This is a genomic window from Rhodococcus sp. IEGM1428 (genome assembly GCF_050321865.1).
GTDB lineage: Bacteria > Actinomycetota > Actinomycetes > Mycobacteriales > Mycobacteriaceae > Rhodococcoides.
In genome coordinates this window covers 1009439-1022749 of sequence record NZ_JBNQFW010000002.1, presented here as the reverse complement: position 1 = coordinate 1022749, position 13311 = coordinate 1009439, and the positions used below count along the sequence as shown (strand labels likewise).

Genomic DNA, 13311 nt, shown 5'->3' with positions numbered 1-13311 from the left:
GGGAGCGTCAGCGACCTGTCGCCCGCAAGATCACGCGAGCGGTTTCGACGGGCTGATCCCAGTGCGGGAAGTGTCCGCATTTGTCGAACCAGTGCAGGGTGGCGTCGGGGAATCGCTCCAGCGCCACCTTTGCCTGGCTGGGAGTCGTCACCTTGTCCTGACGGCCCCAGCCGATGAGCAGCGACCCCTGCAACGACCCCTTCGGTGCACCGAGCTGCTTCGGCCCGTGGATCAAGGCCTTGCGTGCGGCGTCGAGTGACGGCGAAGTCTTGGCCGAGAAGCCCTTCAGCTCCCGTTCGACCAATCCACTCGGCAGCTTCCACGGCGCAGCCGAGAACTGCGCCAGCGCAGCCGTTCTCGTCACTGGGTTACCGGCCAGGAACGGCACCAGCGGCTGAACGTTCTTCATCAGCGCCAGCGACGCGGTGATCGTAGCTCCGAAGATCTTCACTTGACGGTCGTTCCAGAACCCGCCGGGATCGAGTGCCACCATCGAGCCTCGGTGACCACGGCGGCCCAGCTCGACGACCATACGTGCGCCCATCGAGCTGCCGACGAGATCGGCGTCGGACAGTCCCTCGTCGTCGAGGTACGTGCGCAGCGCATCGGTGAGCGACGCGATCGAGACCTCGGGCAGCGGCGGAGTCTGCCCGAATCCGGGCAGATCGAGCGCGACGACCTCTCGATGTGCGGCCAGGGCAGGAACGATGGGATCCCAGTTGCGGTGCGAGGACCCGAGACCGTGCACGAGGACGAGGGGCTTGCCGGTTCCGGTTCTCACGTTGTACATACCCCCCGATGTACCCGAAGACCTACGATCTACACCTTCGGGCTGTAGTGCGACGGGTTGGAGCGACGCGTGAGAGGTGGCAGATTACGAGCCGGCGTGTGCACCAGCGGTGCGGTCGCCGAAGTTCGGCCGAGAGCGCGATCCCACCCGTCCCGGCCACGCGGATGCAGCCGACGACGCGGCGGCACCAGCCGGAACGCCAGGTTCACCGCCCTCCCGAACAGCACGAACCGCTGCTCGTCCCGCGCAGACCAGCGGTAACCGAGGAGTGCGCGCACCGGCTCGTCGTAGAGACCGACGGTGATCCACACGAACAACGCAGCCACCGGACGCCGCAGTACCGCCCAGACCCGATCCGGCAGCCAGGCTGCGTACGGCGGTGGTCCCAGCTTCGACAGGTCCAACACCCCGCGCGCGGCCATGTTGTCCTCCAACACGGTGCTGCACATGTGTTCCCAGTATTTCTGGAACTCGGGCCAGGTGGCGGGCACCGGACGCATGCTCATGCCGTAGAGGCGGTACCACTGCACGTGCTCGTCGAACAGCTGCACCTTCTGTTCCTCGGTCAGCCCGCCCATGAAGTGGTCGGCGGTGAGCACCGTGCCCATGAAGAAGGTGGCATGCGCCCAGTAGAACGTGTCGGGATCGAGGGCGTGGTACTTGCGTCCTTTGGCGTCGATTCCCTTGATGTTCGTGTGGTAGCCGCGCACTTCGTGCGCGGTCTGCTCGGCGCGATCTCCGTCGAACACCACCCCGCCGATGGGATACAGCGACCGGTAGAGGCGCTGCCAACGCTCGTCGAAGAACGTCGAATGCTGCTCCACCCCAGCACCGAGGCCGGGGTGCATGTTCTGCATCGACCCTGCCCAGACGCCCTGCAGCATCCCCCGCCAGTCGCCGAAGTACTTCCAGGTGAGCGAATCGGGACCGAGCGGGACCGGACGATCACTCTGACTACACATGTTGTCAGACTAGGGTTGACAACATGCGTAGTCAACAGTTGGAGGAGCGTAGATCCAAGCGGTACGACGCATTGCTCGCCGCGGGGGTCGAGCTTCTCGGCTCTCCGGACGGTCCGGCGGTCAATGTGCGCGCGGTCTGCCGAACCGCCGGACTGACCGAGCGGTACTTCTACGAGAGCTTCACCGACCGGGACACCTTCGTCCGGGCGGTGTACGCGTGGGTGGGATCGAGAGCGCAGACCGCGTTGCTCGACGCCGTCACGGCCGCGGCCACCCCCGAGGACACGATCGCCGCGCCGGTCCGGGCATTCGTCGAACTCATCATCGACGAACCGCGAACCGGACGGGTGCTGCTCATCGCGCCGTTGGCAGAACCGGCGCTGAGCCGACGCGGTCTCGATCTGCTGCCCGGTTTCGTCGAGTTGGTGCAGTCACAACTTCCCGACACCGACGACCGACAGTTGATCGCCGTCGGAACCGTCGGGGCACTGACCGCCCTGTTCATCGGCTACCTCGACGGCACCGTCACCGTCACCCGCGAAGCCCTCGTGGCGCACTGTATTCGGCTGATTTCCGATGCCTCCGTGCGAGGATGACACCACCTCTAACCGAAGGAGTTTTCATGTCCGATCTCGATCAGTCGTTCGCCGATGCGCAGGTAGACGTCAAGAAACTCACGTCCAAGCCGAGCAACGACGACCTACTATCCCTGTACTCGCTCTACAAGCAGGGTTCGATCGGTGATGCCTCGGGTAAGCGGCCCGGGCGACTGGACATGGTGAACCGCGCGAAGTTCGATGCCTGGGCGAAGCTCGAAGGTACGAGCCAGGATTCGGCGAAGCAGCAGTACGTGGATCTGGTGACCAAGCTCCTCGCCGGCTGAGCCTACGGCTATGGTCGAGTGCGGGGGTAACGCAACGAAGGGACCCGCATGAGACGCACCGACAGCGACGTCGACGAGGCCGAGCTCGACATCGAGAAGCCGAAGACCCACGCGGCAGGCCCCGTCGCCGTCGCAGTGTCGATGAAGCGAGCACTGGGGCACATGGGCCCGAAGCGCACCGCGCAGACGCTGCTCAAGCTCAACCAGGCCGAGGGTTTCGACTGCATGAGCTGCGCGTGGCCGGATCCGGATCCGGGCCACCGGCACGCGGCGGAATTCTGCGAGAACGGTGCGAAGGCCGTTGCGGAGGAAGCAACGACAACGCGGGCGACCCCGGAGTTCTTCGCGCAGCACAGCATTGCCGAGCTGAACTCCCACACCGAGCACTGGCTCGGCCAGCAGGGCCGGATCACGCACCCGATGATCAAGCTGCCCGGCGGCAGCCATTACGAGCCCATCGAATGGGACGACGCTTTCCGTCTGATCGGTGACGAGCTGAAGAGCCTGGCCAGTCCGGACGAGGCCATCTTCTACACCTCGGGGCGCGCCTCCAACGAGTCCGCGTTCACCTACCAGTTGTTCGCTCGATCGTTCGGCACCAACAACATGCCCGACTGCTCCAACATGTGTCACGAGTCGACGTCCATCGCTCTGCAGGAATCCATCGGCATCGGCAAGGCCAGCGTCACGCTCGACGACGTCCACACTGCCGAACTGATCATCCTGGCCGGCCAGAATCCCGGCACCAATCACCCCCGTATGCTCTCGGCCCTCGAGATGGCCAAGCAGAACGGCGCAAAGATTCTGTCCATCAACCCCCTTCGCGAAGCGGGTCTGCTGAACTTCAAGAATCCGCAGACCCCGCGCGGCATGGTGGGACCGGGAACGGACCTGTCGGATCTGCACCTGCCGATCAAGCTCAACGGCGATCTCGCTCTGTTCCAGGCCATCGGCTCGCTGCTGGTGAAGTGGGACGCACTCGATCACGAATTCCTCGACAACTACACCGTCGGCTTCGACGCGTGGAAGGCACACGTTGCCGAGGTCGACTGGGATCTCGTCACCGAGGTCACCGGATTGTCGGTAGCGCAGATCACCGAGGCCGCCGAGATGCTGCGCGACTCCAAAGCCACCGTCTTCTGCTGGGCCATGGGCCTGACGCAGCACCGCAATGCCGTCGCGACCATCAAGGAAGTCACCAATCTCGCGTTCGCGCAAGGCAACATCGGGAAGGCAGGTGCCGGGCTGTTGCCGGTGCGCGGCCACTCGAACGTGCAGGGCGACCGAACGATGGGCATCTGGGAGCGCCCACCGGTGGCTTTCCTCGACGCGATGGCGGCGGAGTTCGACTTCGAACCTCCTCGCGAACACGGTCTCGATACTGTCGATTCCATTCGAGCCATGCGCGACGGTAAGGCACATTTCTTCCTCGGACTCGGCGGCAACTTCGTCCAGGCCACACCGGACAGTGACGTGACGTTCCAGGCGCTGCGCAAGATGCGCATGACGGTGCAGATCTCCACCAAGATCAACCGGTCGCACCTCGTCTGCGGCGAGACCGCTCTCATTCTGCCGACCCTGGGACGCACCGAGAAAGACGTGCAAGCCAGTGGAGAGCAGTGGATTTCGGTCGAGGATTCGACCTGCTCGGTGCACTCCTCGCGTGGACCGCTGAAGCCCGCGAGTGAGTTCCTACGTTCCGAGGTCGCGATCGTCAGCGGAATCGCCGAGGCGACACTCGGCACCCGATACGGTCTCGACTGGAAGGGCTTCCGCGACGATTACCGGAACATTCGCAAGCACATCTCCCGTGTCGTCGCCGGCTGCGAGGGCTACGAGGTCAATGTTCGACGCCCCGGCGGCTTCGTCCTGCCACACCCGCCGCGCGACAGTCGGACATTCGAAACCAAGAGTGGCCGAGGTGAATTCGCGGTCTCACCGATCGATGTGCTGCAGGTTCCGCCGGGCCATCTGATCCTGCAGACTCTGCGCAGTCACGATCAGTTCAACACCACCATCTACGGCCTCAGCGATCGGTACCGCGGCATCGAGAACGGCCGACGCGTCATCTTCGTGCACCGAGAAGACATCTCCACTCTCGGATTCCGCGACGGCGACATGGTCGATCTCGTCACCAAGTGGGACGACGACGACGTGGAACGGTGCGCGCCGTCGTTCCGCATCGTCGAGTACGACACCCCGCGCGGGTCGGCTGCTGCGTACTACCCCGAGACCAATCCACTGATTCCATTGGATTCGACTGCGCTGCAAAGTAATTGCCCCACATCGAAGTCGGTCATCATCTCGATGGTCCCGGCGGGAACGGGCGTGCAGGGAACCGCGAGCGGCCATCAGGACAACGAGGGATCGGACGAGGGTCACAAGTCGCACCCGCAGCCGCACCACTTGAGCTGACCGGTTTCTATGGAAGTGGGTCGTTCTAGCGAATGTCCCACTCCCGGAATTGGCGTCGCATCACGTCGGCGGCGGCCTCGGTGTCGTGTCGCTCGAAGGCGTCGATCAGCTGTTCGTGGCTGCGCACTGCGTCGTCACCCCACCGCTTGTCGGTCGCGTACAACCGCGGCGTGTACTTGACCGCACCGAGAAGGAACCACGCCAGCTTCATTCCGCCCGCGACCTTGTTGACGCATTTGTGGAACTCGAACTCGTAGTACTCGACCGATTCGGTGTCGGCGCGTGCGACGGCGTCGCGCAGCCCGTCGTTGAGCGCGGTCAGCTGTTCCAGGTGCTCGCTGGTGATGACACTCGCCGCACGGCCGGCGAGTGTGCCCGCGATGGTGCCCTGCAACCAGAAGATGTCGTCGACGTCCTGCGCCGACAATTCGTTCACGCGGTAGCCGCGGTGCGGCACCTGTTCCACCAGCCCCTCACCGCGTAATGCAACGAGTGCCTCTCGGACCGGAGTGGCACTGACACCGAGCTCGACTGCCGCTTCTTCGATCCGCACGAACGAGCCGGGTGGCAGCACTCCGGTGACGATCTGTTGGCGAATGCGTCCTGCGACGTCCTCGGACAACTGGGGGCGGCGGGCAATCCGACGCTTCGACGACGCAGTTCGGGTGAGACCGAGACTCATGAACCAGCTCCTGCTCTTGCACGGCCGCGCAGCGGGGTTGTAGCAACCGAAGGTGACGCATAGTGTGGCCTGGACAACATTGAATCACATCAAATATATGTGATGCGATCTGCTGGAGGATTGAACCCGTGACGGACCAGATCGAACGAACCAACGACGCCACCTTCGAAAGCCTCGACCCCCGAACGGGAACCACCCTCTCCACCTATCCGGTCGCGGACTCCGCCGACGTGGCCGTAGCCGTCGTGCGCGCCCGATCGGCCGCGCGGTGGTGGGACGCCCAGGGTTTCGCCGGACGAAAGCGGTGGCTGCTGGAATTCAAATCCGCCATCGCCCGCGACGCCGCGAGTCTGGCCACGGTCATCGCCGCGGAAACGGGCAAACCCGACGAGGACTCGCTGCTCGAGGTCATGTTGGGCGTCGAACATCTCGACTGGGCCGCGCGCAATGCCGAGAAGACTCTCCGGCAGCGCAAGGTCGGATCAGGTCTGCTGGCCGTCAATCAGAAGGCGTATGTGGGATACCGCCCGTTCGGCGTCGTCGGAGTGATCGGGCCGTGGAACTACCCGCTGTACACCCCGATGGGCTCGATCGCCTACGCCCTGGCCGCCGGCAACACTGTCGTGTTCAAACCCAGTGAGCTCACCCCTGGCGTAGGGGTCTGGTTGGCCGAGAAGTGGCAGTCGCTCGCCGCTCCGCACCCGGTGTTCCAGACGATCACCGGCGACGGTTCCACCGGTACCGCCCTGGTCGAATCCGGCGTGGACAAGATCGCGTTCACCGGCTCCACGGCCACGGCCAAGAAGGTGATGGCCACGTGTGCGAAATCGCTGACGCCACTGGTGGCCGAGTGCGGCGGCAAGGACGCGATGCTCGTCGACGCGGACGCAGACATCACTGCCGCAGTGGAATTCGCGACGTTCGGGGCGATGGGCAATGCGGGGCAGACCTGCGCGGGTGTCGAACGTATCTACGTCGCCGCTCCGGTGTACGACCGGTTCGTAGGCGAATTCACCACCGCTGTAAGGGCACTGAAGCCCGGTGGAACGAAGACCTCGTCCTACGGCCCGATGACGCTGAGCAAGCAGAGCGAGATCGTGCGCGGTCAGATCGAGGACGCCTTGGCCAAGGGCGGCAAAGCTGTTGTCGGCGGTCTCGATTCACTGCACGGGCCGTACGTCGACCCGGTTGTTCTCACCGACGTGCCCGAGGATTCCACTGCAATCACCGAAGAGACGTTCGGCCCCACCGTAGTGGTCAACAAGGTGCGCGATCTGGACGAGGGCATCGAGCGAGCCAACGCCTCCAAGTACGGACTCGGCGCATCGGTGTTCACCAAGGACGGAGCAGTGGGTCGACGCGCCGCCGAGAAGCTCGATTGCGGTGTGGTGACGGTCAATTCGGTCCTCGGATTCGCCGGCGTACCGGCGCTGCCGTTCGGCGGTACCGGCGACTCGGGATTCGGCCGAATCCACGGGGCCGACGGCCTTCGTGAGTTCAGCACCGTCAAGTCGATGACGGTCCAGAGCTTTGCAGCTCCGGTGAATCTGCTGACGATGAAGCGCAAGGCACGAAACATGAAGCTCTCGGTTCTGGCACTGAAGCTTCGGCACGGACGGGGTTGAGCATGGACGTCACGCCGAAAAAGGGGCGATTCGGCTGGCTGCGGCGCATCGAGGAACTCGACCCGGTGCGGGATTGCCATACGATCCACCGCATCACCGCCGGTTACGAGTTTCCGTGGGACTACCAGCGTGCGCTCGAGTTCGCACTGTTCCGCACCTACTGCGTGCCGACCATCTCGGCGTTGCTCGCCCGCACGGGCGAGTTCGAGAACCGCCCGCAGAAGCGCTACGACGACACCTCGCTGCTGATGGCCGAACTGCTCGAACACGGATACGACTCCGAGCGGGGACGTGAATCGCTTCGGATGGTCAATCGCATGCACGGGCAGTACGACATCTCGAACGACGACATGCTGTACGTGTTGACGACGTTCATCTACGAGCCGATCGAGTGGATCGACACCTACGGATGGCGTCGTCTGCACCCCAAGGAACGACTCGCCACGTTCCACTTCTACTGCGAAGTGGGAAAACGGATGGGCATCAAGAACATTCCCGAGTCGTACACCGAACTCGCGGAGTTCAAGCTCGACTACGAGGAGCGCACGTTCCGGTTCACCGAAGACAATCGACGCATCGGCACGTACACCCTCGATCTGTACTGCTCGTGGTACCCCGCTGCGCTGACCCCCGCTGTGAAGCAGGCAGTGTTCGCGCTGTTGGACGACCGGATGGCCGGTGCCTTCGGCTTCCCCGCAGGCTCACCGACGGTCGAGCGGGTGGCCGTGCGGGCCCTGCGCGCCAGGGCCCGCGTGGAGCGGTTCCTACCCAAGCGGACTCACTCGCGGGCCACCGCCGACGCGTCGAACAAGACCTACCCCGGCTACCCCGTCGGCTACCAACCGAGCGATCTGGGCACCCTCGCCTCACCGCGAATTCGCAGTTGTGGAGCACAAACACCGGAAATCTCGGTGTAACTGCGAACTCGACGAGTCAGAGTCCGTCCACCCACCTGCCGAACGCATCGCGAAACTCCGACGAGAGGGGCAGCGGTGCGAGAGCGATGTTCGGATCCGCGGGCAGCGGCCCGAGCTCGCCCAACATGTGCGAGCTGTTGGCGAAGTGCGCGAAGTCGAGGTCGGTGTGCCCCAGGGCCACTCGCACGTTCTCGACCTGTCCGCAGGAGACGTTGAGGTCCTTGTCCGAGCACGTCAGGAACGAGGAGTACGAGTCCGGGAGTGCGGCAGCCAGATTCGCGGGGTCCGTGGCATCGGCTTCGCGCAGGAAGGTGGCGCTCTGCCGCAGTCCCAAACCGTCGACGATCGGGTCGGGCTCGGCGGACAACGCCCGTCCCGCGCGGATATCGGCGACGGCCTGGGCGAAGCGATCCCGGGACGTGGCGGCCTGCTCGTCGGTGAACTGGCCCGTTGCCACGGCTTCGCCGATATTGCGATCGACCTGCGCGGTCAGCAAGTCGAGGTATCGGATCGACAACGGCTCGAGCAGTCCGACATGGGTGAACGCCGCACTGTCGGCATCGGCCAGACGCAGTGCCGTGAGTGCACCCTCGCTGTGCCCGATCACCGTCGTGCGATCCGCCCCGACACCGGTCCGCTGTTGTAGGAATGCCAGTGCGTGCGCAGCATTGTCGACCTGCGCATCGAAGCCGGGCGGGTTGTTCGGATCCGCACCGGCCAGTCCCGTACGTCCGCTACCGAGCTTGTCGAATCGCAGACTCGCAATGCCGCGTCTGGACAGCTCGTCGGCAACGTACGCGGTCGTGTTCAGGTGCAGATCACCCGAGTTTCCGTTTCGATCGGTCGGCCCACTGCCCGGCAGCACCAAAGCGACACCGCGGGTTTCGCCGACGGGCATGCGAAGGCTCCCGTAGAAGGTGACGCCACCGGACTCGAAGCTCACTTCGGAGTCGAGCGCATCGTCCGGCGACCACGGAACATTGATCGGAGCAGCGGCAGCGGTACCCGCGCCGACGAGAAGGAGCATCGACGCGGCCAGTCCGGCCAGCAATTTTCCGGCGTGCAGCATGGAGCCAGGGTAACAATCCGACCGCCCGTTCCGACACCGCTCGACTCCCGATACTTGACCGACAATCACTGTAAGCTGCATCACATTTCACGATGGTCACAGGCACGGAGGAGCAGTCCATGAGCGAACGGTCCGGCGTTGCCGAGTACATCGAGCAACCCCATCTCGCGCGCCGGAACAATTGGAACAATCAGGTTCGACGGCACGCCCTGATGCAGCCTGCGGCCGTGGCGCTTCGGTTCCAAGGGCGATCGATCAGCTGGCGCGAACTCGACGACAGAGTGTCGCGGTTCGCCGGCGCACTCGCCGGTCTCGGCGTCGGATTCGGTGATCGCGTGCTCATTCTCATGCTCAATCGACCGGAGTATCCAGAGGCGGTGCTGGCGATCAACGCACTCGGCGCACTGGCCGTGCCGGTGAATTTCCGTATGACTGCACCGGAGGTGGCGTTCCTCGCGCAGAACAGCGGGTCCACCGTGGTGATCACCGACGAGACCCTCGCACCTCTGGCCGAAGCAGTGGTCGCACAGAGTGATTCGCTGAACGCCGCCGTCACAGTCGGGGAGTCGTACGAGACCCTGCTCTCGGGCAGCGAGCCTGCGCACATCGTCGACGTCCCCGACGACGCTCCGGCACTGATCATGTACACCTCGGGTACCACCGGCAGGCCGAAGGGTGCGGTGCTGACCCACGCCAACATGCAGGCACAGGCGCTCACTTGCATTCGGGCAATGCAGATGAACGCCACCGACGAGGTCGGCTTCTGCGCGTCGCCGATGTTCCACATCGCCGCACTGGGCAGCCTCGCCCCCAGTCTGCTGCTCGGCATCCCGACCGTCGTCCATCCGGTCGGCGCTTTCGATCCGGGAACGCTGCTGGACGTCCTTGCGGCCGAGGGCGTCACCAACCTGTTCCTCGTCCCGGTGCAATGGCAGGCCATGTGCGCCGAGCAAGCTCGTAGTCCCAGAACGCTTGCGCTGCGGGTTGTTTCCTGGGGCGCCGCACCGGCATCGGACACAGTCCTGCGAGCGATGTCGGAGACCTTCCCCGATGCGCTGAACGTGGCCGTGTTCGGACAGACCGAGATGTCGCCCATCACATGCGTGCTCGACGGAGTCGACGCCCTGCGCAAGATCGGCTCGGTCGGCCACGTGATCTCGACCGTGTCGGCGCGCATCGTCGACGACGAGATGAACGATGTGGCTCCAGGCGAGATCGGCGAAATCGTCTATCGCGGACCGACAACGATGCGTGAATACTGGGAGAACCCGGACGCGACGGCCGACGCTTTTCACGGTGGATGGTTTCATTCCGGCGACCTCGTGCGTCAGGACGAGGAGGGTTTCGTCTTCGTCGTCGACCGCAAGAAAGACATGATCATCTCCGGCGGCGAGAACATCTACTGCGCCGAGGTCGAGAACGTCCTGTTTGCTCACCCAAGGATCCGCGAAGCCGCGGTGATCGGCCGGCCCGACGAGCGATGGGGCGAGGTACCCGTTGCGGTGGTCGCGCTGCACGACTCCGAGGGCGCGCCCGATCTCGTGCTCGACGAATTGATCGTCTGGCTAGGCGACCATCTGGCGCGGTTCAAACACCCCAAGGAATTGGTCGTCGTCGACGCGCTCCCACGCAACGCGAGCGGCAAGGTTCTCAAGGTCGCCCTCAGGAAGTCTTACGCTCCGGCATCAGTCTGACGACCCCGATACGAGGCGTCGAACACCCGCCGTTGCGGGGTCCGGACGGGCCGATGTGCTGGTCGGGGCACACCGCGAATCGGATAGGACGTAGCCTGGCTTGGAAGGTTCGGTGGTTCGACCGTGAATGACACCCGTGTTGTTCGGTTAGATTGGAAGAGCCACCAGGCACGATGCAAGAGGGTCGAGACCTGTCAACGAGCGACGGGTCACCACAATCGAGGAGAACAGGCCATGGCTTTACCAGTACTGACACCGGAACAGCGCACCGCGGCGCTGGCCAAGGCGGCCGAGGCACGCACTGCGCGGTCCAAGCTGCTCGCATCCGTCAAGTCCGGCGAACTCAGCGTCGCTGACGTTCTCGCCAAGGCGGAGAACGACGAGATCGTCAAGAAGACCAAGGTGTCCGCCCTGATCAAGGCCCTGCCGGGTGTTGGATCCGTGCGCGCCGCACAGCTGCTCGAGCAGCTGTCCATCGCCGATACCCGCCGTATCGGTGGCCTCGGTGCCAACCAGCGCGAAGCACTGCTGGCTGCCGTCGCATCCTGATTCGCAACTTGCGATAACGCGTTACCCGCAGGGCTAGCATTTCGACCATGAACGTCGAAGTGACCCTGCTGCCGGGAATCGGGGTGCGGAAAGATTTCGCCCTCGCTTCCGGGCGCCGCATAGGCGTCATCACCCGCAAGGACGGCGCGAACGAGTTGATCGTCTCGCGCAAGGACGACCCCGATGCGACGCAGGCATCGATCACGCTGAGCAATGAGGAAGCGGCGGCCCTGGGCAATCTGCTCGGGTCGCCGCAACTCATCGCTCAGCTCGGGGAAGAGCATCGTGACCTCCCCGGAATCAACACTCGCCAACTTCCCATTCGCGCGAATTCACGGTTCGTCAGCCGCACACTCGGCGACACCACCATGCGCACCAAAACCGGGGTATCGGTTGTCGCTGTCATGCGCGCCGGCCAGGTACAACCCTCCCCCACCCCCGACTTCACGCTGGCCGCCGGTGACCTGCTGGTCGCCGTCGGTACCGCGGACGGACTGGACGCAGCAGCCAAGTTACTGGGCAATGCCTGAGATCAGTCGGGGCTGAGCAGTGGCCGAGAGCGCACTTGCCCTCACCGAGCTGGGCGCAGTGTTCTTCGTTCTCGGACTTCTCGCTCGTCTCGCGGGGCGAATCGGTGTCTCCCCCATCCCGTTCTATCTGCTCGGCGGTCTCGCATTCGGCAACGGCGGCATCATCGACCTCGGCGGCATCGGCGAGTTCAGTGAGATCGCCAGCGAAATCGGCGTCATCCTGTTGCTGCTTCTGCTCGGACTCGAATACACCGCCGCCGAACTCGTCACCGGGCTCCGCAGATCCTGGATGGCCGGACTGGTGGACATCGCACTGAACTTCGCGCCCGGTGCAGTGGTCGCGCTGCTCCTCGGCTGGGGCGGAGTCGGAGCGCTCGTGCTGGGCGGCGTCACCTATATCTCGTCGTCGGGCATCATCGCCAAAGTGCTCACCGATCTGGGCCGACTCGGTAACCGCGAAACGCCGGTCGTGCTGTCGATCCTGGTGTTCGAGGACCTGGCCATGGCCATCTACCTGCCGATCCTCACCGCAGTACTGAGCGGAGTGAGCTTCCTCGGCGGTCTGGAGGCCCTCGGAATCTCACTGTTGGTCATCACCTTCGTGCTCGTGGTCGCACTGCGTTACGGCAGATTCGTCTCCGCCATCGTCGACAGTCCCGACCGCGAGGTGGTCCTGCTCAAAGTCCTCGGATCGGCACTGCTGGTAGCAGGCGTCGCGTCGGAACTGCAGGTCTCCGCGGCCGTCGGTGCGTTCCTGCTGGGCATCGCGATTTCCGGTTCGACGGCCGACAACGCCACCCGCATTCTCGAACCACTCCGCGACCTGTTCGCGGCGATGTTCTTCGTGGTGTTCGGGCTCGGCACCGACCCCACCACCATCCCACCGGTATTGGGCTGGGCGGTCGTGCTCGCGGTCACGACGACAGCCACGAAGGTCGCGACCGGCTGGTGGGCGGCGGGGCGTCAGGGAATCGGGAGACCGGGCCGACTACGCGCGGGTGCGGCGCTGGTGGCACGCGGAGAATTCTCCATCGTCATCGCCGGTCTTGCCGTGGCCGCAGGCGCGGTGGAGGGCGAACTCGCGGCTCTGGCGACGGCATACGTGCTGCTGATGGCCATCCTGGGACCGATCGCTGCCCGCGTCGTCGAACCGGTCGCGCGGGTAGTACTCCGCACCAAGCCCGCGGTGTGATTG

At 64.5% G+C, this 13311-nt stretch carries 13 protein-coding genes; 9 read left to right on the top strand and 4 right to left on the bottom strand.

The features are described 5' to 3' along the window. Positions 1-7: 7 nt before the first annotated feature. Positions 8-790, bottom strand: a complete 783-nt coding sequence (locus tag ACQR3T_RS13410; protein WP_428693734.1) for an alpha/beta fold hydrolase — start codon at positions 788-790, stop codon at positions 8-10. A gap of 29 nt (positions 791-819) precedes the next feature. Next, complete coding sequence (locus ACQR3T_RS13405; protein WP_428693733.1) at positions 820-1752, bottom strand: oxygenase MpaB family protein; 933 nt, start codon at positions 1750-1752, stop codon at positions 820-822. 23 nt (positions 1753-1775) lie between these two features. Between ACQR3T_RS13405 and ACQR3T_RS13400 the strand changes: the two genes are divergently transcribed. The 3 genes from ACQR3T_RS13400 to ACQR3T_RS13390 are packed head-to-tail and all read left to right on the top strand — an operon-like array spanning position 1776 to position 5050. Continuing rightward, on the top strand, positions 1776-2348 hold the full coding sequence (locus ACQR3T_RS13400) for a TetR/AcrR family transcriptional regulator (protein WP_032379983.1): 573 nt from the start codon (positions 1776-1778) through the stop codon (positions 2346-2348). A gap of 26 nt (positions 2349-2374) precedes the next feature. Continuing rightward, a complete protein-coding gene (locus tag ACQR3T_RS13395) occupies positions 2375-2635 on the top strand; it encodes an acyl-CoA-binding protein (protein ID WP_032379982.1) in 261 nt (86 codons plus the stop codon). A gap of 48 nt (positions 2636-2683) precedes the next feature. After that, positions 2684-5050, top strand: coding sequence for an FdhF/YdeP family oxidoreductase (locus ACQR3T_RS13390; RefSeq protein WP_428693732.1), 2367 nt, complete (start codon positions 2684-2686; stop codon positions 5048-5050). Between the two features lie 25 nt (positions 5051-5075). Here the strand turns inward: ACQR3T_RS13390 and ACQR3T_RS13385 are convergent, their stop codons facing one another. Then, the gene (locus ACQR3T_RS13385) at positions 5076-5732 is read right to left on the bottom strand and encodes a GntR family transcriptional regulator (protein ID WP_428693731.1); all 657 of its coding nucleotides are present in this window, start codon (positions 5730-5732) and stop codon (positions 5076-5078) included. Between the two features lie 107 nt (positions 5733-5839). Between ACQR3T_RS13385 and ACQR3T_RS13380 the strand changes: the two genes are divergently transcribed. Together ACQR3T_RS13380 and ACQR3T_RS13375 are read left to right on the top strand one after the other, a co-directional pair. Then, the gene (locus ACQR3T_RS13380; RefSeq protein ID WP_371829216.1) at positions 5840-7357 is read left to right on the top strand and encodes an aldehyde dehydrogenase family protein; all 1518 of its coding nucleotides are present in this window, start codon (positions 5840-5842) and stop codon (positions 7355-7357) included. A 2-nt stretch (positions 7358-7359) separates the two neighbouring features. Continuing rightward, the gene (locus ACQR3T_RS13375) at positions 7360-8274 is read left to right on the top strand and encodes an oxygenase MpaB family protein (RefSeq protein ID WP_052070894.1); all 915 of its coding nucleotides are present in this window, start codon (positions 7360-7362) and stop codon (positions 8272-8274) included. A 16-nt stretch (positions 8275-8290) separates the two neighbouring features. On the opposite strand, the gene ACQR3T_RS13370 is transcribed toward ACQR3T_RS13375, so the two are convergent. Further along, positions 8291-9343: an alpha/beta hydrolase gene (locus ACQR3T_RS13370; protein ID WP_428693730.1), complete on the bottom strand. Its 1053-nt coding sequence runs from the start codon at positions 9341-9343 to the stop codon at positions 8291-8293. A gap of 119 nt (positions 9344-9462) precedes the next feature. Between ACQR3T_RS13370 and fadD5 the strand changes: the two genes are divergently transcribed. The 4 genes from fadD5 to ACQR3T_RS13350 all read left to right on the top strand — a co-directional run bounded on the left by fadD5 (position 9463) and on the right by ACQR3T_RS13350 (position 13308). Beyond that, the gene (fadD5, locus tag ACQR3T_RS13365) at positions 9463-11037 is read left to right on the top strand and encodes a fatty-acid--CoA ligase FadD5 (protein ID WP_428693729.1); all 1575 of its coding nucleotides are present in this window, start codon (positions 9463-9465) and stop codon (positions 11035-11037) included. A 234-nt stretch (positions 11038-11271) separates the two neighbouring features. Beyond that, positions 11272-11586, top strand: a complete 315-nt coding sequence (gene mihF, locus ACQR3T_RS13360; RefSeq protein ID WP_008712632.1) for an integration host factor, actinobacterial type — start codon at positions 11272-11274, stop codon at positions 11584-11586. Positions 11587-11633: 47 nt separating this feature from the next. Continuing rightward, positions 11634-12116, top strand: a complete 483-nt coding sequence (locus ACQR3T_RS13355; protein ID WP_032379978.1) for a cation:proton antiporter regulatory subunit — start codon at positions 11634-11636, stop codon at positions 12114-12116. Between the two features lie 19 nt (positions 12117-12135). Continuing rightward, entirely contained in the window at positions 12136-13308 is a 1173-nt protein-coding gene (locus ACQR3T_RS13350) for a cation:proton antiporter (protein ID WP_032379977.1), read from the top strand. The last annotated feature ends 3 nt before the right edge of the window (positions 13309-13311 follow it).